Annotated in this window: 16 protein-coding genes; 7 read left to right on the top strand and 9 right to left on the bottom strand. The window is 72.7% G+C overall.

Translation table 11 applies throughout. From position 1 onward, the window contains the following. The first annotated feature begins 1 nt into the window (after window position 1). Window positions 2-1,291 carry a hypothetical protein gene (locus ACZ66S_RS07940; RefSeq protein ID WP_469900491.1) on the top strand — a complete coding sequence of 430 codons (1,290 nt, stop codon included), beginning with the start codon at window positions 2-4 and terminating at the stop codon, window positions 1,289-1,291. 178 nt (window positions 1,292-1,469) lie between these two features. Then, the gene (locus ACZ66S_RS07935) at window positions 1,470-2,000 is read left to right on the top strand and encodes a DoxX family protein (protein WP_469900489.1); all 531 of its coding nucleotides are present in this window, start codon (window positions 1,470-1,472) and stop codon (window positions 1,998-2,000) included. 148 nt (window positions 2,001-2,148) lie between these two features. On the opposite strand, the gene ACZ66S_RS07930 is transcribed toward ACZ66S_RS07935, so the two are convergent. Further along, on the bottom strand, window positions 2,149-2,418 hold the full coding sequence (locus ACZ66S_RS07930) for a hypothetical protein (RefSeq protein ID WP_469900488.1): 270 nt from the start codon (window positions 2,416-2,418) through the stop codon (window positions 2,149-2,151). Continuing rightward, the gene (locus ACZ66S_RS07925) at window positions 2,405-3,805 is read right to left on the bottom strand and encodes a PspC domain-containing protein (protein ID WP_469900903.1); all 1,401 of its coding nucleotides are present in this window, start codon (window positions 3,803-3,805) and stop codon (window positions 2,405-2,407) included. Before ACZ66S_RS07925 ends, ACZ66S_RS07930 begins: the two co-directional genes overlap by 14 nt. Before the next feature lie 688 nt (window positions 3,806-4,493). On the opposite strand from ACZ66S_RS07925, the gene ACZ66S_RS07920 reads away from it, so the two are divergent. Further along, a complete protein-coding gene (locus ACZ66S_RS07920; RefSeq protein ID WP_469900486.1) occupies window positions 4,494-5,786 on the top strand; it encodes an ATP-binding protein in 1,293 nt (430 codons plus the stop codon). Continuing rightward, entirely contained in the window at window positions 5,783-6,508 is a 726-nt protein-coding gene (locus tag ACZ66S_RS07915) for a LuxR C-terminal-related transcriptional regulator (RefSeq protein WP_469900485.1), read from the top strand. The genes ACZ66S_RS07920 and ACZ66S_RS07915 overlap by 4 nt, the downstream gene beginning before the upstream one ends. 34 nt (window positions 6,509-6,542) lie before the next feature. On the opposite strand, the gene ACZ66S_RS07910 is transcribed toward ACZ66S_RS07915, so the two are convergent. Beyond that, on the bottom strand, window positions 6,543-7,604 hold the full coding sequence (locus tag ACZ66S_RS07910) for a C40 family peptidase (protein ID WP_469900484.1): 1,062 nt from the start codon (window positions 7,602-7,604) through the stop codon (window positions 6,543-6,545). A gap of 452 nt (window positions 7,605-8,056) precedes the next feature. Here ACZ66S_RS07910 and ACZ66S_RS07905 point away from each other — a divergent pair, with 452 nt between their 5' ends. Continuing rightward, entirely contained in the window at window positions 8,057-8,410 is a 354-nt protein-coding gene (locus tag ACZ66S_RS07905) for a hypothetical protein (protein WP_469900482.1), read from the top strand. On the opposite strand, the gene ACZ66S_RS07900 is transcribed toward ACZ66S_RS07905, so the two are convergent. Both ACZ66S_RS07900 and ACZ66S_RS07895 read right to left on the bottom strand, forming a co-directional pair. Further along, window positions 8,388-9,371 (bottom strand): tellurite resistance/C4-dicarboxylate transporter family protein, encoded by a 984-nt coding sequence (locus ACZ66S_RS07900; protein ID WP_469900481.1) that lies wholly within the window; start codon window positions 9,369-9,371, stop codon window positions 8,388-8,390. The two genes, ACZ66S_RS07905 and ACZ66S_RS07900, sit on opposite strands and share 23 nt — an antisense overlap. 113 nt (window positions 9,372-9,484) lie before the next feature. Then, window positions 9,485-10,618: a C40 family peptidase gene (locus tag ACZ66S_RS07895; protein ID WP_469900479.1), complete on the bottom strand. Its 1,134-nt coding sequence runs from the start codon at window positions 10,616-10,618 to the stop codon at window positions 9,485-9,487. A gap of 549 nt (window positions 10,619-11,167) precedes the next feature. Here ACZ66S_RS07895 and pcrA point away from each other — a divergent pair. Then, window positions 11,168-13,651 (top strand): DNA helicase PcrA, encoded by a 2,484-nt coding sequence (gene pcrA / locus ACZ66S_RS07890; RefSeq protein ID WP_469900478.1) that lies wholly within the window; start codon window positions 11,168-11,170, stop codon window positions 13,649-13,651. A 68-nt stretch (window positions 13,652-13,719) separates the two neighbouring features. On the opposite strand, the gene ACZ66S_RS07885 is transcribed toward pcrA, so the two are convergent. Together ACZ66S_RS07885 and ACZ66S_RS07880 are read right to left on the bottom strand one after the other, a co-directional pair. Further along, entirely contained in the window at window positions 13,720-15,294 is a 1,575-nt protein-coding gene (locus ACZ66S_RS07885) for a M23 family metallopeptidase (protein ID WP_469900477.1), read from the bottom strand. Between the two features lie 275 nt (window positions 15,295-15,569). Then, entirely contained in the window at window positions 15,570-16,439 is an 870-nt protein-coding gene (locus ACZ66S_RS07880; RefSeq protein ID WP_469900476.1) for a lipase family alpha/beta hydrolase, read from the bottom strand. A 595-nt stretch (window positions 16,440-17,034) separates the two neighbouring features. Here ACZ66S_RS07880 and ACZ66S_RS07875 point away from each other — a divergent pair. Next, window positions 17,035-17,451, top strand: a complete 417-nt coding sequence (locus tag ACZ66S_RS07875; RefSeq protein WP_469900474.1) for a cobalamin B12-binding domain-containing protein — start codon at window positions 17,035-17,037, stop codon at window positions 17,449-17,451. Between the two features lie 474 nt (window positions 17,452-17,925). Here the strand turns inward: ACZ66S_RS07875 and ACZ66S_RS07870 are convergent, their stop codons facing one another. Both ACZ66S_RS07870 and ACZ66S_RS07865 read right to left on the bottom strand, forming a co-directional pair. Then, window positions 17,926-19,530: a DUF5691 domain-containing protein gene (locus tag ACZ66S_RS07870; protein WP_469900472.1), complete on the bottom strand. Its 1,605-nt coding sequence runs from the start codon at window positions 19,528-19,530 to the stop codon at window positions 17,926-17,928. A gap of 41 nt (window positions 19,531-19,571) precedes the next feature. Continuing rightward, on the bottom strand, window positions 19,572-20,927 hold the full coding sequence (locus ACZ66S_RS07865; RefSeq protein ID WP_469900471.1) for an SWIM zinc finger family protein: 1,356 nt from the start codon (window positions 20,925-20,927) through the stop codon (window positions 19,572-19,574). Between the last annotated feature and the right edge of the window lie 70 nt (window positions 20,928-20,997).

Here is a 20,997-nt window from a genome sequence, read left to right as displayed (position 1 = left end):
CGTGGCGGTGCAGGAAGCGAGACAGAGCGCGGCCGGGGGCGTGCCCGGCGGTGCCCACGAGGGCGGCTGCACCTGTGGGGACTGCCCGCACGGGGCGCGGGCCGGACACCGGCGGGCGGTGGCCGAGTTCCTCCTCAAGCGGGACGAGTTCGCCGCCGGCCAGGGACTGCCCGCGGCCGTGGCGCACTCCGCGTCGGCCTCCCGGCAGTGGGTCTCGGAGGAACTGACCCAGTCCGCCGAGGCCGTGGCCGAGCGGGGGCGGGCCGAGGGCACCGCCTGGCTCGCGCGGCTGTGGCGCCGTACCGCGTACGCGGTGTGGGCCGCCGTCGTGGTGCTGCTCCTCGTCCAGGCGCTGACGGCCATCGGCGCGGGATGGAGCGCGGCGCGTACGGCCGGACTGGTGGCGGCGCTCGTGGTCGCGGGTGCGCTGACCGCCGCGTCCTGGTTCCACCGGGCCCGCGGCGGGGTCCTCGCGCCGGTCATCGGTGAGGACAACCGGCTGTCCACCTCGCGGGCCGTCGCGGTGGCCTGGGTGCTGTTCGTCGCCTACGCGGTCCTGGTGCTGGTGGGCCGGCTGGCCGCCGCCTCCGACGGCGCTGAGCGGGACACGCTGATCTCCGGTCTCGAACTGGCCCGCGGCGCCGGGATCGTGACCGTCCTGGCCGTGGTGTCCGCGATCGCCGTCCTGGTCCGGCGGGTGGTCGGGCTGCGGGTGCTCGGACAGCGGCTGCAGAAGGTACGGGCCGACCGGCCGCGCGCCGCCGATCTGCTGACGGACGACTCCGGGCGGGGTGCCTTCGCCGACATCCAGTACGTCGTGATCTGCGGGGTCGCCCTGCTGTTCGCGGCGGTACGACTGGCCCGGCGGCCGGACCAGTTGCCCGACCTGCCGTGGGGACTGGCCGTGGTGGTGCTCGTGTCCGCGGCGACCTATGTGGCGGGCAAGTACGCGGAGGGCGGCCGCCCGGTGATCCTCTCCGTGGTGCGGTCGCGGGAGGCGGGTGACCTGGACGGGCCCGTCCGCACCGGGGACGACATCGAGATCCGGGGCGCCGGGTTCGTGCCGCCGGGCGCACAGCGGGCGGACCGGCTGGCCCGCATGGTGGTGCGGATCGGGCCGGTGAACGTGCATGTGCCGTTGGTGCCGGTGGCCGGTGGCTTCAGCAACCCCACCGACGAGGTGCTGACCGTGCCGGTGCCGGCGGATGTGGAGCCGGGCCGGGTGGAGGTGCAGGTGGTGACGGCCGCCGGGGTGGAGACCAACCGGTACGCGATCGACGTGACGGACTGATGGATTGAGGGGCTGACGGACTCGCGGGGCCGTCGGACCGGCGGGCCCGTCGGATCGGCGGTCGGGGCCCGTGTCGTCACGGCCGCGGAAACCCGTCGGCGCATTGAGCACGGCCGTCCCTTCGTGCGTATGGTCTTGTGAGGGGTCTCGGCACCCTGGTGAGAGGCGGCTCGAAGCGATGACTCACAGTTTTCGTACGGACACGCACACCCCCTACTACGACGAACAACGCTCCTGGCGCGACAGCATCGGCCAGTACGCCCTGCTGCCGCTGCGGATCTTCCTCGGTGTCACTTTCGTCTACGCCGGCCTGGACAAGCTGACCGACAGCGCCTTCATGAAGGCCTCCGGCTCGGGCTCCATCGGCGACATGATGCGCGGCGTCCGGGACTCCGCGGCCATCCCCGCGCTGGTCGACCTGTCCCTGAAGAACCCCGTCGGCTTCGGCTACGCCATCGCCTTCGGTGAACTCGCCGTCGGTATCGGCACCCTGCTCGGCATCCTCGCCCGCCTTGCCGCACTCGGCGGGGCGCTGATCTCGCTCAGCCTGTGGCTGACCGTGAGCTGGGCCTCCGACCCCTACTACTACGGCAACGACCTCGCCTACCTGATGGCCTGGCTGCCGCTCGTCCTCGCGGGCGCCTCCGTGTTCTCCGTGGACGCGGCCCTGCGTGCCCGGCGACGACAACGGGCGGGCACCTACCGGTAGCTCCGGTCGGGGGTCTCGGCGGAGTCACCGGTGGCGGGGGAGCGGCCACGGTCCGGTGCCGGGCTGGGGGAGCGGCCACGGTCCGGTGCCGGGCTGGGGGAGCGGCCACGGTCCCGTGCCGGACTGCCCCCCAACCCGTCGTCGGTGATCAGTGGGGCACGGGCGGCCGGGTCGTCCGGTCGCCCTCCGGGGGCGTGCTCCCGGGGCTGTTGTCGCGGCGCCTGTCACGGCGGTTGCGCACGCTCCGGGCCAGCAGGCCCACCACGCCCGCGAGGCAGAGGCCGCCGACGACGATGGGGATCACCGCGAACCACGGGGTGTCCCAGGCGTCGCCCGCGTCACCGGCGTAGGTGATGCCCGCGACGGTCAGGAAGAACCCGGCGACCAGTTGTCCCGGTCGGAACTCATGACGCAGCACGGCTGACCTCCGCCTGTCCGATGCCCACCCGCAGGTCGATGTCGAGGGTGGCGGTGTTCTCGCTGCCCGGAGCCGGTTTCAGGGTGACCTCCTTGCGCTTGCCCGGTGCCACGTCCACGTCCTTCTGGTCGTCGCCCGGCAACTGGATGTCGCCCACGCCCACGTCCATCACCGCCTTCACGGTCACGTCCGGCGGCACGATCACCAGCAGCCGGCCCACTCCTACCTCCACCTGGGTCGTCACCGTGCGGCCCTCGGCGAAGTCGACGCGGGACAGGTCCAAGGTGCCCACGCCGGTGCCCAGTTCGTACTGGGAGCGGATGTTCTGCGGCGCGGTCGGCGTCCAGTTCGTGCGCACCCAGTGGGTGGTGATGTCCTTCGGGAGGGCGGCCGAGGTGGCGAGCAGACCGGCCGTGACGACCGCCAGGAAGATCGAGCCCGCTCCGGTACGGCCCAGGAACGAGCTGGTGGCTATGCCCAGGCCCAGGACGATCAGCGCGCAGGACAGACCGGTCTGCAGGCTGGTGCCCAGGGCGTGGTCCTCCCAGGTCGCCGCGGTGCCGAGACCGCCCGCCAGCAGGGCGAGCAGGAAGACCCAGCCGCCGATCCAGCGGGGCCCGCGGGGCTTCGGCGGGCGGGTACGGGCCGCGAACTCCTCACGCCGGCTCCAGGTGCCGCGGCCGATGTTGACGGCGGCGGCGATGTCACGGCCGCGCGAGTCGCTCGGTCCCCACAGATAGCCCGTGCCGCCGACATGGGTGCCGTCCTTGACGATGGGGTCGCGCCACCAGGACGGGTAGCCGGCGGCCACCGGCGGGGCCTGCGCCTCCGGCGGGGCGTCGGCCACGGCCTGGGCGGAGAGCGGGTCGGGGTCGGGGGTGCCGCGGTTGCGCGACCAGTACCCCGCGCCCGCGAGGAGCAGGGAGAGCACCACGGCGAAGGTCAGCACGCCGGTGTTGCTCAGCATGGTGAGGAACACCCCGCAGCCGACCAGGGCGAAGAGCACGCCGGTCAGGGCCTGGCCGTCGACCCGGCCGGTGAGCAGCTTGCGCACCTCGTTCTCGTCCTCGTCCTCGTACGGGACGAAGAGCCAGGCGAAGCCGTAGAAGAGGAGACCGATGCCGCCGGTCGCGGACAGCACGGTGAGCGTGATCCGGAAGATCACCGGGTCCATGTCGCACTGCCGCCCGAGCCCGGCGCACACCCCGGCGAGCAACTTGTGCCGCCGGTCCCGCCGGAAGCGCAGGGGGGCCAGGGGGCCGTCCTCGGCGGGGGCCGGGTCCTGGGAAGCGGGGGTGGGCGGGGGCGGGGGCGGGGTGGAGGTGCTGTCGGTCGCCGTGGCGCGCCCGAGGGGGTCGGTCGCCGTGGCGCGCCCGGCGGGGTCGATCGGCGTCGCGTGCCCGGCGGGGTCGGACGGTGTCCGGTGTTCCCGCGGGTCGGTCGTGGGCCTGTCGCTGACGAAGTCGGTCGGCGTCGGGTGTTCCTGCGGGTCGGTCGTGGGCCCGTCGCCGAGGTGCTCGGTCGTGGGCCCGTCGCCGACGGGGTCGGTCTGCGTCCGGTGCCCGTGGGCTTCGGTCGTGGGCCCGTCCCCGAGGTGCTCGCTCGTCGGTCCGTCCCCGAGGTGCTCGGTCGTCGGCCCGTCCCCGAGCTGCTCGGCCGCGGTCGGGTGCCCGGGGGACTCGGTCGCGGGCCGGTCTCCGGGGGCTTCGGTCGCGGGCCGGTGGTCGCGGGGCTCTGCGGGTGGAGCCGCCGGTGTGCCTCCTTCTTTCCGCGTGCCCGCCCGCCCGTGCGCGCGCGAGGCCCCGCCGGTGTCGGCGGGCCGGCCCGCGCCGGGACCGGTGCCCGGGTCCGGGCCTCCGCCGGATCCGGCGCCCGCGGCGTGCTGGTGATCTGTCATGTGTCCATGGTGACGGGCGAGAGGGCGCCACGGGAGTCGGAACGACCCTGGCCGGACCCTGATATCGGCCCTGAGAGGGGGGAGGGAAGCGTTCGGAGGGCACGCCGTTCGAAGATCAGGGGAGTCTCGGGGGCCAACCCTGATGCCCCCGCACTCCCGCCGTGTGACCATCGATGGCATGCCGGAAGCCGTAGCAGCGCCCCTCGTCGAACCGCGGCCGCCGCGCAAGCTCTACCGCAGCAGTGACGGACGCTGGCTGGGTGGTGTGGCGCGGGGGCTCGCCGGGCATCTCGGGCTGCCCGTCATCTGGGTGCGGCTCGTCTTCGTCGGCCTGTTCATGGCGGACGGACTCGGCGCGCTGCTGTATGCCGCGTTCTGGTTCTTCGTGCCGCTCGGCGTCGGCGGGGTCGGCGGACAGAAGCCGCCGTCCCTGGTCACCACCGAGACCTCGCCGGACGGCCGCCGCAGACTGGTCGCCCGCCGCCCGGACCGGGGCCAGATCGTGGCCCTGCTGCTCATGGTCGTCGTGGCCATGGTCTTCGTCGGCAATGTCAACGTGGGCAACGGCGCCAAGGCCTACCTCTGGCCCGTCGTCCTGGTCGGTGCGGGCGTCGCCCTGGTCTGGCGCCAGGCGGACAACGCCCGCCGGGCCCGCTGGATGGAGGTGGGCCGCCGCCGGCGCACCCTGACCCTGCTGCGCGCCGCGGGCGGTGTCCTCCTCGTCACCGCCGGTGTCTCCGGGGTCTTCGTCCTCCAGGGCTCCGCCGCCCACCTCGGCTCCGTCCTCCAGGCCGCGCTCGCGGTCCTCGTCGGGATCACGCTCCTCGCCGGGCCGTACCTCGTCCGCATGACCCAGGACCTCTCCGAGGAGCGCCTGATGCGCATCCGCGCCCAGGAGCGCGCGGAGGTCGCGGCCCACGTCCACGACTCGGTGCTGCACACCCTGACCCTGATCCAGCGCAACGCGGAGAACCCGAGCGAGGTCCGCCGCCTCGCCCGCGCCCAGGAGCGCGACCTGCGCACCTGGCTGTACAAACCCGAGGGCACCGGCAAGGACGAGGCCGACGAACCCACCGACCTCGCCGACGCCGTGCGGCGCAACGCGGCCGAGGTCGAGGACAAGCACGGAGTCCCGATAGAGGTGGTCGTCGTCGGCGACTGCCCCCTCGACGAGAGAACGAGCGCGCAGATGCAGGCCGCGCGTGAGGCGATGGTCAACGCCGCCAAGTACGGTGGCGAGGGCGGCGCCGTACAGGTCTACGCCGAAGTCGAGGGCAGGACGGTCTTCGTGTCCGTCCGGGACCGCGGCCCCGGCTTCGACCTCGACTCGATACCCGCCGACCGGATGGGTGTCAGAGAATCGATCATCGGCCGCATGGAGCGCCATGGCGGCACGGCCCGGCTGCGTGCGGTGCCGGACGGCGGCACGGAGGTCGAGCTGGAGATGGAGAGGGCGGAGAAGACGTCATGAGTGACCCCACCGAGGCGAACACGGACCCCGTGGAGCCGGCTGCGGCCGGCGGCGCGGGCGGGCGGCACGTGCGCGTGGTCCTCGTCGACGACCACCGCATGTTCCGCACGGGCGTCCAGGCCGAGATCGGCCGCACCGAGGAGACCGGCGTAGAGGTCGTCGGGGAGGCCGCGGACGTCGAGCAGGCCGTCACCGTCATCACCGCGACCCGCCCCGAGGTCGTCCTCCTCGACGTCCACCTCCCGGGCGGCGGCGGGGTCGAAGTCCTGCGCCGGTGCGCCCCGTTGATGGCCGACGCCGACCGGCCCGTCCGGTTCCTCGCGCTGTCCGTCTCGGACGCGGCGGAGGACGTGATCGGGGTGATCCGGGGCGGTGCGCGCGGCTATGTGACCAAGACGATCACCGGCACGGACCTCGTCAACTCCGTCTTCCGCGTCCAGGAGGGCGACGCCGTCTTCTCCCCGCGGCTGGCCGGTTTCGTCCTGGACGCCTTCGCCTCCACCGACGCCCCGCCGGTCGACGAGGACCTCGACCGCCTGACCCAGCGCGAGCGCGAGGTGCTCAGGCTCATCGCGCGCGGCTACGCCTACAAGGAGATCGCCAAGCAGCTCTTCATCTCGGTGAAGACGGTCGAGTCCCATGTCTCGGCCGTGCTGCGGAAGTTGCAGCTCTCCAACCGTCATGAGCTGACCCGCTGGGCGACGGCACGGCGACTGGTCTGACACGGCTGTTCGCGCGAGGCCACCTCACCCACGCTCACGCCACGCGCGTGGCGCCCGCGAACGGCATCTCGTCGATGGGCGCCACCCGCACCGGGGCCGACGGGTTCGGGGCGTGGATCATCTGCCCGTTGCCGACGTAGAGGCCGACGTGGCTGATGCCCGAGTAGAAGAACACCAGGTCGCCGGGGAGCAGTTCGGAGCGGGAGACGCGCCGGCCGGCGTCGATCTGGGCGTAGGTCGTGCGGGGCAGGGAGACGCCCGCGGAGCGGTAGGCGGCCTGGATCAGGCCCGAGCAGTCGAAGGCGTCCGGTCCGGTGGCGCCCCAGACGTAAGGGCTGCCGAGTTTGGAGTAGGCGTAGGAGACAGCCGCCGCCGTACGGGAGTTGGGGGCCTGCGCGGTGGCCGCGCCGGGGGTCGTCAGCTCCCCGCGGGCGCCCGTGGCGGCCCGTGAGGCGTGTTGCCCGTCCTCGCCCAGGGCCGCCCGTTCCTCGGCCGACAGCCGGGACATCAGGCGGCGGGCCGAGCCCAGTTTGCCGGTGATCGTCTTCTTGTGGCGCTGGAGCTCCGCCTGGCGCGACTTCAAGGCCGCCAGCTCGACGTGTGCGGCCCCGCGGAGCTGCTCGATCTCCCGCAACTGCCGGCGCACGTTCGACACGGAGGCGGCCTGGCGGGTGCCGGCGCGTTCGGCGAACTCGGCGCTGTCCAGGTACCGGTCGGGGTCGGAGGTCAGCGCGAGCTGCATCGCGGGGTCGAGGCCGCCGCCGCGGTACTGCGCCGCGGCCATCGAACCCAGCGCGTCGCGCGCCTCGTTGAGCTGCTCCGTCCGGCGTGCGGCCTCGTCCCGCAGACCGTCCAGGCGGTTCTCGGCCGCCTGTGCCTTCTCCTTCGCGCCGTTGTACTTCTCGGTGGCCGTCTCGGCCTCCTGGTACAGCCGTTCCACCTTCGCCCTGACCTGCTCCGGGGTGAGCTGCGGCTCGGCGTGTCCGATCCCGTCGAAGCCCGTCGCGGTCGCGGCCCCCGCGAGGGCGATCGTCGCTGCCGTACGGACCGTATGGCCGCCGGCCGAGCGCCTGCGGGACTTGCGGTGCGCTGCCACGTGGACTGCACGTCCTTTCGTACGATCGCCCGCCCCGGGGCTCAGGGCCGTACGACGCCGGGGAGCGGCCGTACGACCGCCCGGGGCGGTGTGCGCGTCCGGCGACGGCTCGCACAGGGGGAGCGGGCCGCCGCCGGACCTTCTCGGCGGTGGTGGCCGACTGCCGCCCCTGGCCCGGGCGGCGGTGGGGAGCCGGTCACCTGGGGGAGGACGCTAAACCTGACCGTGACCGGGAGGTAACGCGTTGTGCGGAACTGCCTCCAGGGGACCGCGGGGTGACCGAAGGTGACCGTGGTGCCGGGGTGGCGTCGTCGACTTCGCGCGGTGGGCTGACCGAACTCGGGATTCACGGACGCGCGGCGGGTGCGGAGTGCTATGGGGCGCATATATGCAAGGTCCGGGTGAGGGGGCGGTGCGGACGGCCGGGCCGCCCCTGCATAAGCTCCGGCCTCATGGACGTACTCATCCATCTCTTCGTCGGCCTGCACATCATCGGCATCGCCTCGCTGCTCGGCGGCTTCCTCACCCAGATGAAGGCGATGGGCTCGGGGACCGCCCGGTTCGTCCCGGCGATGCTGCACGGCGCCGCGACGATGCTGGTCACCGGAATGATCCTGGTCGGCCTCAACCAGGCCGACGACCAGCACGTCAACAACATCAAGATCGGCGTCAAGCTGGCCCTGCTGATCGTGATCCTCGGCCTCGTCTACGTGAAGCGGGACGACGAGAAGGTGGACAAGAGCCTGTTCGGCCTGGTCGGCGCGCTGACCACGGCCAACGTCTTCATCGCGGTGCTGTGGACCTGAGGGCCGCCCGGGCGGAGCCGACCGCCCCCGCCGCGACGGCCAGCCAGGCCGCCACGGAGATCCACAGCAGTACCTCGCCGGGCGTCTCCAGCCACGGGACGTCCACGACCGCCGAGACCGACAGCGTCGCGACCGCCGTCATCCCCATCGGGAACACGGTGGCCCAGCGGCGCACGTCGTAGCGCGGACGGGGCCGTACGACCTCGGCGGCCAGCAGGACGGCGTACCAGGCCAGGTCGAGCACCAGCAGGGCGACGGTCACCGCGCGCAGGACCCCGCGGTCGTCGTCGTTCCACAGGTACAGGCGCACGCTGTCGGCGGCCAGGAGTTTCGAGCCGGCCAGCGCCGAGATGGCGAGCGCGCCGCCCGCGATCCACTGGTCGCCCGGCCCCTCCAGGACCTGGCGCAGGTCGAAGCGGAACAGCGCGATGCCGTAGAGCACCAGGCCCAGCCAGAACAGCACCAGCGCGGTGTGCGCGAGCCAGGCCGCCGACTCGGTCGCCGCGAGGGTGGCGCCGAGGACCGCGAGGCCCTGGGTGGCCACACAGCACAGGAACACCCCGCCGGGCATCCGCCGCTTCCAGTGCCGCATGACGAGCGTGATCAGCAGCGGCCACAGCAGCACGGACAGGGCCAGCAGCGCCTCGGCGAGGGGCTGCCGGCCCAGCGCGGAGAAGCGGGTGCCGAGCACGGTGGTCGCCGCCACGGCCGTCAGGGCGCCCGGTGTCTCGGCGTCCGCGACCCAGCGCGCGCGCTCTCGCAGCAGTCGTACGGCGAACTCGGCGGCCAGCCCCAGCCAGGCCGCGCAACCGATCACCAGGGCGATGCGGGACAGCGTCTCGTGGCCGGTCAGATGGAGCCCGACCGACACGATGCCGGTCGCCATCACCGCGGCCCCGGCCGCGGGCGGGCGCTGCGTCCACCAGACGCGCTGAGCGGGGTGCGGGGAGGTACCGGACATGGGTCGATGCTAGGAAGTTCCCCGCGCCGTGCCGGCGGGGCGCGCACGCGCGCGCGTGAAATGCACGCGAGTGCGGGCTCCGCGGGACGGCCCGGGCACGGGCGGGACGGGGCTCAGGCCGGGCGGACCACGCTGTGGATGCCCGACTCGCCGTCGTAGTAGATCGACTCCTCGCGGACGTACGCGCCCGGCTTGGGGGCGTGGATCATCATGCCGTTGCCGATGTAGAGGCCGACGTGGCTGATGTCGTCGTAGAAGAAGACCAGGTCACCGGGCTGGGCGTCGGCCAGGGAGACCGTGGTTCCGGCGTTGACCTGGTCGTAGGTGACACGCGGGAGGTCGACGCCGGCGGCCTTCCAGGCGGCCTGGGTGAGCCCGGAGCAGTCGTAGGAGTCGGGGCCGGTGGCGCCCCAGACGTACGGCTTGCCGACCTGCGCGCGGGCGAAGGCGAGGGCCTTGGCGGCCTTGGTGGCGTACGACGAGTCGGGCGCCGTCGGCGTGCTGTCCTGCGGGGCGGTGGTCTCCTGCGCGGCCTTCTCCGCGGCGGCCTGCTGCTGCGCCAGCTCCGCCGCCTTGCGGGCCGCCTCCTGCTGCTTCTGCCGCTCGATCGCCGCGAGACGCGCCTTCTCCTGCGCCGTCAGCTCCGACAGCAGCTCGCGCGCGTCGGCGAGCTTCTTCTGGACGGTCGCCTTGGCGGTCCGCAGGTCGCTTTGCGTCTCGGTGAGCGTCCGGAGGCTCTGGGAGGCCTCCTGGCGCTTCTTCATCGTGGCGGACTGCTCGGTGACGTAGTCGTCGACCGCGCCCTTCTGGCGGCTGGTCAGCCGGCCCATGAGCTGGGTCTGGTCGAAGTAGTCCTGCGGGGTGTCGGCGAGCAGGAGGGTCGCCGTGTCGGGCGCGGCGGCGCCGGTGCGGTACTGGGCCGCGGCGAAGGCGCCGAGCTCTTCCCGCGCCTCGTTGAGCTTCTGGGTGCGCTGGGCGACGTCGTCGAGGAGCGTGTCGACCTGCTTGCGCTGCTTGGTCGTCTTCTCCTTGGCCGCGTTGTAGTTGTCGGTCGCCGACTCGGCCTGGCGGTAGAGGTCGTCGACCTTCTTCTCGACCTCTTCGAGACTCGGCTTGTCATCGGCCGGCGCGGCGTTCGCCGACTGGGAGAGCAGGGCCACGGAGGTGAGGGCGGCCGTCGCGAGGGCCGGGGTCCGTATGCCTGCTACGCGCGTACCGACGGGACGCGACTTGCGGTGCGACGCCAAGGGAGGCGACTCCTTCCCATGCTCCGCCTACCGGGTCAGTGGGGGTCCCCCCAGGCCGTTCAGGCTCTGGGGGAGGGTTCGGGCGGCGATGCTTCGGAAGGTTTGCCCTACGGCCCTCCCCTGCGCGGGAGTCGGCCGATTCACCCCGATTTCGGTGGGTCCCCGGCTCCGGGCGCGCGGCGGCGCTGCGGACTCGGCGGAGGCCGTGCGGCCCGGCGACGTTCGCCGGTGGGGGTCGTACGGCCTGCCGGAACGGTAGCCAACTGGTGTGGCCCGTGTGAAGGTTGATGTGCGATATGCCCGATACATTTTCGTGACCTTCGTCCCAGGGGACGCTCGGAGTGGTCGATCCGGGGCGGTCTGGACGGAGGTGTGTCGATCTTGTGTTGTGTGACACCTTCCGCCTGTTTTCGGGATCGTCTTCCGGCCGGCGTCCCCCGTTGCGCCCGGGTCGCGCCCGGGTCCGCAAGATCGTCGCCGCTCGGGTACGGGTGGATGTTCTCAGGGCGGCGGCGGGCTGTCAGTGGGGCACCCTAGACTCGGAGAGCGATGAGCAGCCTCTTTGACGACAGCTTCCTGGCGGACCTCCAGGCCCCTCGCGGGCACGCGGAGGAGCCCCCGCCACCGCCCGAGGACGAGCACGTACCGGACCAGGTTCCGGACGACCTGTTCGGTGGGAAGTTCGACGTGCCCCCGGACCGGGACGCCTACTACCGCGACGGCGCCCCCCGCCCCGCGGTGGACCCGGCCACCCTCCTGGAGGGGCTGAACGAGAACCAGCGCGCGGCCGTCGTGCACTCCGGCGGCCCCCTGCTCATCGTGGCCGGCGCCGGCTCCGGCAAGACCCGCGTGCTCACCCACCGCATCGCCCACCTCCTCGGCGAGCGCCATGTCCACCCCGGCCAGATCCTCGCGATCACCTTCACCAACAAGGCCGCGGGCGAGATGAAGGAGCGCGTCGAGCAGCTCGTCGGCCCGCGCGCGAACGCGATGTGGGTCATGACCTTCCACAGCGCCTGCGTGCGGATCCTGCGCAGGGAGTCGAAGAAGCTCGGGTTCACCTCGTCGTTCTCGATCTACGACGCCGCCGACTCCAAGCGGCTCATGGCCCTGGTCTGCCGCGACCTGGACCTCGACCCCAAGCGGTACCCGCCGAAGTCCTTCAGCGCCAAGATCAGCAACCTGAAGAACGAGCTGATCGACGAGGAGGACTTCGCGGCCCAGGCCACCGACGGCTTCGAGAAGACCCTCGCCCAGGCCTACGCCATGTACCAGTCGCGCCTGCGCGAGGCGAACGCCCTCGACTTCGACGACCTGATCATGACGACGGTCAACCTGCTCCGGGCGTTCCCCGACGTCGCCGAGCACTACCGCCGCCGCTTCCGGCACGTCCTCGTCGACGAGTACCAGGACACCAACCACGCGCAGTACGCCCTGGTCAGGGAGCTGGTCGGGACTTCTGAGCACCCGGTCGACGTACCCCCGAGCGAGCAGGACCTGCCGCCCGCCGAGCTGTGTGTCGTCGGTGACGCCGACCAGTCGATCTACGCCTTCCGCGGCGCGACCATCCGCAACATCCTCCAGTTCGAGGAGGACTACCCGGACGCGACGACGATCCTCCTGGAGCAGAACTACCGCTCCACCCAGACGATCCTCACCGCCGCCAACGCCGTCATCGAGCGCAACGAGTCCCGCCGCCCCAAGAACCTGTGGACCAACGCGGGCGCGGGCGCGCGCATCACCGGCTATGTCGCCGACACCGAGCACGACGAGGCGCAGTTCGTCGCCGACGAGATAGACCGTCTCACCGACGCGGGCGACGCGAAGGCCGGCGACGTCGCCGTGTTCTACCGCACCAACGCGCAGTCCCGTGTCTTCGAAGAGGTCTTCATCCGCGTCGGCCTGCCCTACAAGGTCGTCGGCGGCGTCCGCTTCTACGAGCGCAAGGAGGTCCGGGACGTCCTGGCCTACCTGCGCGTCCTCGCCAACCCCGAGGACTCCGTGCCCCTGCGACGGATCCTGAACGTCCCCAAGCGGGGCATCGGCGACCGCGCCGAGGCGATGATCGACGCCCTGTCCCAGCGGGAGAAGATCAGCTTCCCGCAGGCGCTCAAGCGCGTCGACGAGGCGTACGGCATGGCCGCGCGCTCCACGAACGCCGTCAAGCGGTTCAACGTGCTGATGGAGGAGCTCCGTACGATCGTCGAGTCCGGCGCGGGACCGGCGACCGTCCTGGAGGCGGTCCTCGAACGCACCGGCTATCTCGCCGAGTTGCAGGCCTCCACCGACCCGCAGGACGAGACCCGCATCGAGAACCTCCAGGAACTCGCCGCCGTGGCCCTGGAGTTCGAGCAGGAGACGGGTGAGGGCGAGGAGTCCGCCTCGCTCTCCGACTTCCTGGAGCGGGTCGCGCTCGTCGCCGACTCCGACCAGATCCCCGACGAGGACGAGGACGGCTCGGGCGTCATCACCCTGATGACCCTGCACACCGCCAAGGGCCTGGAGTTCCCGGTCGTCTTCCTCACCGGCATGGAGGACGGCGTCTTCCCGCACATGCGCGCCCTCGGCCAGGCCAAGGAGCTGGAGGAGGAGCGGCGTCTCGCGTACGTCGGCATCACGCGCGCGCGTGAGCGGCTGTACCTGACCCGGTCCGCGCTGCGCAGCGCGTGGGGGCAGCCGTCGTACAACCCGCCCTCGCGGTTCCTGGAGGAGATCCCGGCGCAGCACGTCGACTGGAAGCGCACGGGAGCGACCGCGGCTCCCGCGGGACCGGTCTCGGCGGTCGCCGCCTCGCTGTCGTCGTCGCGTTCCCGGTCCTCGGCGTCGGGCGCGTCCGGTTTCGCGACGCGCAGGACCGCGGAGAAGCCGGTGGTGTCCCTGGCCGTCGGCGACCGTGTCACCCACGACCAGTTCGGTCTGGGCACGGTGGTCGGAGTGAAGGGCACGGGCGCGAACGCCGAGGCGACGATCGACTTCGGAGAGGCGAAGCCGAAGCGGCTGCTGCTGCGGTACGCGCCGGTGGAGAAGCTGTAGCCCCGACCGGAGCCGGGAAGCCCCGGCTCCGGAAAGGCGGCCGGGCCCGAGGGATTACGTCGGGGGGTTTACGTCGGGTCCAGCCCGTGGCTGCGCAGCCACGGCAGGGGGTCTATGGCCGAACCGCCCGCCGGGTGCACCTCGAAGTGCAGGTGCGGGCCGGTCGAGTTGCCGGAGTTGCCGGAGTAGGCGATCGGGTCGCCGGCCTTGACCGTCGTACCGGAGGCGACGCGGTAGCTGGAGAGGTGGCAGTACCACGTCTCCGTGCCGTCCTTCGCGGTCACGACCATCATGTTGCCGTAGGCGCTGTTCCACTGCGTCCGTACGGTGCCGTCGGTCGCGGCCAGCACCGTGGTGCCGTACGACACCGGGAAGTCGATGCCGGTGTGGACGGACATCCAGTTGACGCCGGACTGGCCGTAGTAGGCGCTGAGTCCCCGCTGCGCGACCGGAAGCGCGAACTTCGGGCGCAGCCGCTCCTTGCGGGCCGCCTCCTCAGCCGCCTTCTTCTTCTCGGCCACCTGCTGGGCCTTGAGGTCGATGCGCTCCTGAGTGCGGCTGGCCCGGTCGGCGAAGTCGTCGGCACCGGCCGAGAGGCTCTCGAGCTGGGTGTCCAGCTTGTTGTTGGCGACGGACGGCTTGACGGCGCTCGTGTCCGCGAGGGTCGTCGAGGTGTCCTTGTCGTCGCCGGTCAGGGTGCCGACCGAGGCGGCGGCGATCCCGGCGACCCCCATGACGCACGCCGAGGGCACGGCGATCGTCAGCAGCGCGGAGCGCCTTGCGGGCATCCGTCGGCGGGAGCGGTTGGCGTTGCGCGCGGCGACACGGGAGCCGGGGGCGGGCGCCGAGGCCCGGGGTGCCTCCTCCTGGTCGTCCAGGAGCGGGGCGTCGGGGTCGTGGACGGCGGGCATCTCGCCGGTGTCCGTGGTGACGTTGTCCGCGTCGGCGTGCAACTCACCGTCGTGCGAAGTGTGTTCGGCGTAGGGCTCGCCGTAAGGATTCGCCTCGCCGTACGCGTGGCTCTCCTCGTAGGCGGCGGACTCGTCGTAGCCGACCTGCTCGAAGGCGGCCGTGTGCTGCGGGTCGGCCGGAGTGCCGTCGGTGTTCCACTGCGTGGCGTCGTACGCCCCGGTGTCGAAGGTCTGCGTGCCCCATTCCCACTGCTGGGTCTGGTCGGCCGGGGCCGCCGCGGACTGGTCCGGCTGGTGCCAGGAACTCGCGTCCCACTGCCCGGAGTGGTCGACGCTGCCGCCCTGCGGCGGGATCGCGGCGAGCTGCTGGTGGTCGGCGCCCCACTGCGTGGCGTCGTAGGCGCCGGTGTCGTAGGCGGCGTGGTGCTGGGCCGCGTACATGTCGTAGTTCAGGGTCTGGTGACCGCCCGTGGTCCACGTCGAGGCGTCGTACGAACCAGTCGCGTCCCCCGGCATGTTGCCGAAGAGCGGGTCGGTCTCGAAGGTGCCGGTGGTGTGTGCGCCGGCGTCCGGGGTACCCGCGGTGCAGAAACCGGTGGCGTCATAGCCGCCGTACGTGGTGAAGTCGCCGTACTGGGCCTCCTGGGTGCCGTACGACGCGTAGTGCGACGAGTCGGCGTCGGAGGCCGGAGCCGGGGTGGTCATGGTCCCCGACGGGTGACGGTCGTTCACCAACTTCTCTTTCGCCTCGACAACAGGGGCTGCCAGAGCAGTGCGGCGACTGTACCCGGCAGTACGCGGGCGCGACAATCTTCAACTGGTTTCGGGCGCGCAGGAAACGGGCATTCGGCCGTGTTTCGGGGGACTGCGGGCGGGACCTTGGCTCTGTGTTCGAAGCTTGTTCGATGTCGGTCCGGGCCGATCCGGGCTCCGGCGGCGCGCGGAAAGCTGTCGGCGGCCTGTGCGACGAGCTGTCCGAGGGCCGCGTCCGGCGACCGATACGACCGTTACGCCACGGTCAGTCCGCCCGCGCGCCCGGCCGTCTCCTCCCCGGCCCGCGCGGTGTCGAGCACCTGCCGTATCCCGGTCGCCACGGCGGGGTGCACGGGCAGGGCCAGATGTCCGATCCCGGTCACCCGGACGTTCTCCGCCATCAGGTCCTCGTGCTCGATGCAGGCGGTCTCCAGCGGGTCCATCACATGGTCGAGGTCGCTCCAGAAGCTGACGAAGTGCGTACGGCAGCCCGGGGCCGGCCGAGTGAGCTCCTCGAGCAACTCCGAGCCGGGGCGCATCTGGCGCACGATCGGGTGTGCGTTCGCCAGCGGCACCACCCTGGTGCCGGAGTGCGGGGTGCCGAGCGTCACCAGGGTGCGGACGCGGGCGTCGCCGCCGAGGCGCTGCACGTAGTACCGCGCGATCAGGCCGCCGAGGCTGTGCCCGACGACGTCGACCCGCTCGCTGCCCGTGCGCTCGCAGATCCCCTCTATGTGCCGGCCGAGCAGCTCCGCCGCGGCCCGGATGTCGCAGGTCAGCGGGGAGTAGTTGAGCGACTCGATCTGGTGCCTGCCGTGCTGGGCGAGGCTGCGGCGCAGGAGCACGAAGACCGAGCGGTTGTCGATGAACCCGTGCAGCAGCACGACCGGGGGCTTGGCCTCCGTCGGCAACTGCGCGGCGCCGTCCTCCGGCACGGGGAGCGGGGACACGGGGGAGCGGCGCTCCTGGGCGATGCCGGACGGGTACAGGAGGAGATGTCCCGCGAGGATCGCCAGCTCGAGCGCGGTCGCCTTCAGAAGGGCCATGGAGAGTCCCGCCAGCCTGCCGGGAAGCAGACGCTCACAGAGCGGGAGAAGGGGCAGCGCCGCCTTGGTGACCTTCATGGCCGACCTCCTGTCGGCACACGGGAGGACGACTCCGTCCCCCGTGTGCGCTCGTGGGGAGTCGTCGCGGAGTTCGTCTCCGACGCCGACGTGGCGCGAGGGGGTCGCGGGGGACGGGTACGGCGGTCGGCGCGCGGTTCCTGGGGTGCCGGACGGGCCGGCCGAGCCAATGGAACCGGTGGTGGGGGCGACGCCGACGGTGCCGGTGCGTTGTCCGGTCGTATCGGTGGTGCCGGTGCTGCCGATGGTGCTCGCGGTGCTGGTGGTGCGCCGGTGACGTGACGAGGCGCCCTGTCGGTGTGGCGACGAGGCTCCCCGCTGTCGTGCCTTACCTGTCCTGCGTGCCCTTCGTGCCGTCGCCGGCGCGCCGCGCCCCCGTGGCGCGCGGACTGCTGCGCGGCGGTGCGGCGACCTCGATACGGCTCCCGAACGTGTCCCACCATGTGTTTTCCCCCTCGGGGTCGCCTGGAAACTGCATGCTGCGAGATGAGGGCGATAACGTTCGTTCACATTCCCGGTCTGTGCGGTACTAGTCGGGAGGAATATCGGTAGGAATGTCGGTAGGAATGCACGCAGTCGCTTCATGGAGGCAGTGATGGGTGTGACAGCCGGTCCGATCCGCGTGGTGGTGGCCAAACCGGGACTGGACGGCCATGATCGCGGAGCCAAGGTGATCGCCCGAGCGCTGCGCGACGCCGGCATGGAGGTCATCTACACCGGCCTGCACCAGACGCCCGAGCAGATCGTGGACACGGCGATCCAGGAGGACGCCGACGCGATCGGCCTCTCGATCCTCTCCGGCGCCCACAACACGCTGTTCGCCGCGGTGATCGACCTGCTCAGGGAGCGGGACGCCGAGGACATCCTGGTGTTCGGCGGCGGGATCATCCCCGAGGCCGACATTCCGCCGCTGAAGGAGAAGGGCGTCGCGGAGATCTTCACGCCGGGGGCGACGACCCAGTCGATCGTGGACTGGGTCCGGGAGAACGTGCGGCAGCCGACGGGGGCGTAGGGCTTGGGGTTCTCGGCGTGCGTCGGGATCTCGGTCTGACGTTGGGTTCTCGGGCTTCTTGGCTTATGGGGCTGTCTTCGACTGCTGCATCTGCGGTTGTCTTCGGCTACTCGGGCTGCATTCGGTCCGGGGCTCGAGTGGAGGGCCGTGGGCCGGGCGGATGCCCTTAGGCCGGGCGGTCACGCGATTCCCGGGTCCGGGTGGACGGGCTCCGGGCGGGCCCCGGGCGGGTCGGCGGGACGTACCGCCCGCTGACGGCACGGCGTACGTGCACGCGCTCGGTGTGCCGCGCCGGATCGTGCACGCGACCGCGACCGCGACCCCGCGGCCGCGGCCGCTGGCGAATGGCCGGCCGGTCCGGGGTGCTGCCGGTGGCCCCGCAACTTCGGACGCCTCCCCACAACGGCGCGGACGCCTCCCCACGACGGCGCGGACGCCCACGCGTCCACCCCACCCTGCCGCTGACCTCCCTCCTTACGCGCCCTCCAGTTCCTCCGCCATCGCCGCCCGCAGCCGCAAGGTCGTCACCAAGCGCTGGAACGCCTCCGCCCAGTAACCCCCGGCCCCGGGACTCGCGTCCTCGCCCTCGTCGGGCACTGCCGTCAGCCCCTCCAAGCGCCCCGCCTCGGCCGGATCGAGACACCGCTCCGCCAGCCCCATCACCCCGCTGAAGCTCCACGGATAACTCCCGGCGTCCCGCGCGATGTTGAGCGCGTCGACCACCGCCCGCCCGAGCGAGGCCGACCAGGGCACCCTGCACACGCCCAGGAGTTGGAACGCCTCCGACAAACCGTGCGTCGCGATGAACCCGGCGACCCACTCGGCACGCTCGGCGGAGTCCAACGTGTTCAGCAGCTTGGCCCGCTCCGCCAGCGACACCGCCCCCGGCCCCCCGGCCTCCGGCGCCGCGGGCGTCCCGAGCAACGCCCGCGCCCACCCGGCGTCCCGCTGCCGTACGGCGGCCCGGCACCACGCCGCGTGCAGTTCGTTCCGCCAGTCGTCCGCCACCGGCAGCGCCACTATCTCCTCGGGCGTCCGTCCGCCGAGCCGCCCCGGCCAGCCGCTCAACGGCGCGGCCTCCACCAACTGCCCGAACCACCACGACCGTTCCCCCCGCCCCGAGGGGGCCTTCGCCACGACGCCGTCGCGCTCCATGCCCGAGTCGCACTCGTGCGGCGCCTCGACGACGATCGTCGGCCGGTCCCGGGTGTGGTCGACCGCCACGCACGCCCCGGCCCTGACCGCCATCCGCGCCGCCAGCGCCGACTCCGGCAGCGCGGACAGCAACTCGGCGGCCGTGGCACGTACGTTGCGGCTGCGGTCTGCCAGAGCCTGCTCAAGGAAGGGCTCGTCGTCGGGGCCCAGCCCCGTCCGCAGCGAGTCGAGGAACATCAGCCGGTCCTCGGCCCGCTCGGTCGCCCAGGTCGTCACGAGCAACTCGCGCGCGGCGGCGGGCTCCCGCGCACGGATCGCCCCGAGAAGCGCCACCCGCTCGGCGAACAGGCCCTCCTCCCACAGCGTCCGGACGGCCGCGGTGTCCTGCGGTGGCGGCAGGGCCGCTCCGCCGCCGGGTGTCGCCCGCAGTGCGAACCGCCACTCCGGGTTCAGCCGGGCGAGCCAGGTGGCCCGCGCGCCCGCGAACGCCAGCGCCGCCGGCCGCAGATCCGTACGCCCCCGGGCCGCGTCCAGCAACGCGGGCAGGAGATGCGGGGGTGCCGCGTAACCGTGGGTGTTCGCCGCCGCGAGCCACTGCGGGAGCAGCTCCATCAGATCCGGTGCCGTACCCCTGCGGCCGCCTCCGCCCGTGCCCGGCCGGTCGGTGAGCAGCATCGCGAGCCGGCGGGCCGCCGCCACCGGCAGCGCGGGGCGCGGGTCCACGGGCGCCGGCTCCGGCCGCTGAGCCGCACGCGCGGGCCTGAGCCCGGCCCGCCGCCGTACGGTCTCCACGGCCGCCGCGTCCAGCAACGCCACCGGCGCGTCGGGACCGGCCGTGACACCGGGTGGCGTGCGCCGTGCGGTGCCGAGCAGCGCCGAGGTGACGAGCTCCTCCCAGGCGTCCGGGGCGGAGGTCCTGTCCATGCGGTTCCTTTCCGTCCGGTCGAGTGCTCCGTCGGTTCCGTTCAGCACAGCGGGACCGCCTCGCCCGCGCCCTCCGGCCATGCCGTCAGCGGGGTGAAGCCGCGGTGCCCGCACTCCCCGAAAACCTTCACCGGCGCTCCGCCCGAGAGCGCGACCAGGCGCCACAGGCCCGGCCGGGAGCGGGCGGAGGCGGTGAGCGGCAGGGCCGAGTCCCCCTCGGCGTCGGCCAGTTGCCAGGAGTCGCCGTCCGGGGCCGGTATCACCTGGTCCAGGGTCACGGGGACGGAGTCGAGCCACGGGTCGTCCCGCAGCGCCTCGCCGTACCGGGCGGCGGCCTCCTCGGTCGTCACCCCCGGCGGACGCGCCGCCGAGGGCGCGGGCGGCGCGAACCGCTCGCCCAGCGCCGCCCGCACCTGACCGGTACCGGGATAGGCGGACACCTCCGCCTCCAGTTCCAGGCCCACCGGCAGCGCCAGTTCGGGAGCGCGGCCCGCCGCGCCGTAGGAGAGGAGCAGGGCCGTGCGGCCCGAGTCGGTGCCGTGCAGCCAGATCCGGCGGGTCGTCAGACGGGTGTCCGCGGTGTCGTACTGGGCGAGGACCAGCCAGCGGTCCCGTATCGCCGGGCCGTCCGCCGAGGCGGGCAGTCCGATCCGGGAACGGACCGTGGCCGCGAGGCCGTCCGGCAGCCGCTCGCGGCGCAGCCAGCCCTGGTCGAGGAGGTGCACGAGAGCGCACTCCTCCAGCAGCCGCACCGGCCAGCCCGGACCGGACGACGGGATCGACCCCAACTCCCGTACCCGCCCGGCGAGTCCCGGCGCCTGGGCGTCGACCATGCGGGCGGCCGTCTCCTCCCACATGCCGTACCCCGCCTGTTCCGCGCCCGCGAGGCCGCCGCGCAGCAGATCCGCCAGACGCTGCTCCAGCTCCGTCGCCCCCGCGGTGATCCGCGCCGCCCGGCGCTCCGCCCTGCGCCGCGCCGCCTCCGGATCACCGGACCCGGCAGCGGAACCGGCCTCCCCCGCCTCCTGCTTCTCCTGCGCCCGCTGCCTTCTCCCCTCCATCCACTGCTCGGCCCAGTCCGGCGCCTGCCCCGGCGGCACCGCGCCCTCCCCGCCCGCCCAGAGCAGCAGCAGCCCGAGGGCGTGCTTGCACGGGAACTTGCGGCTCGGGCAGCTACACCGGTACGCCGGACCCGCCACGTCCGCGATGTCGATGACCGTCTGATACGGCTTGCTGCCACTGCCCTTGCACAGCCCCCACACCGCCCCCTCCTCGGAACTCCCCGCCTCGGACCACGGCCCGGCCGCCCCGAGTTTGCTTCCCGCTTTGCGTGAGGCGGCGTCAGGAGCCAGTGCCAGCACCTGATCCGCCGTCCAGCGCACCCCCTGCTGAGTCATGTCCTCGAAGGTAGATCCCCCCACTGACAATCGACCCCGAGCCGACCGCCGATCCGGACCCCGTGAGCAC

Source organism: Streptomyces sp. NPDC107471 (assembly GCF_055582845.1).
This window is presented reverse-complemented; position numbering and strand designations above follow the sequence as displayed.

Coding starts and splice junctions, on each gene's coding strand:
- ACZ66S_RS07935 (WP_469900489.1), top strand. CDS start 1,470: ATGACTCACAGTTTTCGTACGGACACGCACACCCCCTACTACGACGAA.
- ACZ66S_RS07920 (WP_469900486.1), top strand. CDS start 4,494: ATGCCGGAAGCCGTAGCAGCGCCCCTCGTCGAACCGCGGCCGCCGCGC.
- ACZ66S_RS07915 (WP_469900485.1), top strand. CDS start 5,783: ATGAGTGACCCCACCGAGGCGAACACGGACCCCGTGGAGCCGGCTGCG.
- ACZ66S_RS07905 (WP_469900482.1), top strand. CDS start 8,057: ATGGACGTACTCATCCATCTCTTCGTCGGCCTGCACATCATCGGCATC.
- ACZ66S_RS07900 (WP_469900481.1), bottom strand. CDS start 9,371: ATGTCCGGTACCTCCCCGCACCCCGCTCAGCGCGTCTGGTGGACGCAG.
- pcrA (WP_469900478.1), top strand. CDS start 11,168: ATGAGCAGCCTCTTTGACGACAGCTTCCTGGCGGACCTCCAGGCCCCT.
- ACZ66S_RS07880 (WP_469900476.1), bottom strand. CDS start 16,439: ATGAAGGTCACCAAGGCGGCGCTGCCCCTTCTCCCGCTCTGTGAGCGT.
- ACZ66S_RS07875 (WP_469900474.1), top strand. CDS start 17,035: ATGGGTGTGACAGCCGGTCCGATCCGCGTGGTGGTGGCCAAACCGGGA.
- ACZ66S_RS07870 (WP_469900472.1), bottom strand. CDS start 19,530: ATGGACAGGACCTCCGCCCCGGACGCCTGGGAGGAGCTCGTCACCTCG.
- ACZ66S_RS07865 (WP_469900471.1), bottom strand. CDS start 20,927: ATGACTCAGCAGGGGGTGCGCTGGACGGCGGATCAGGTGCTGGCACTG.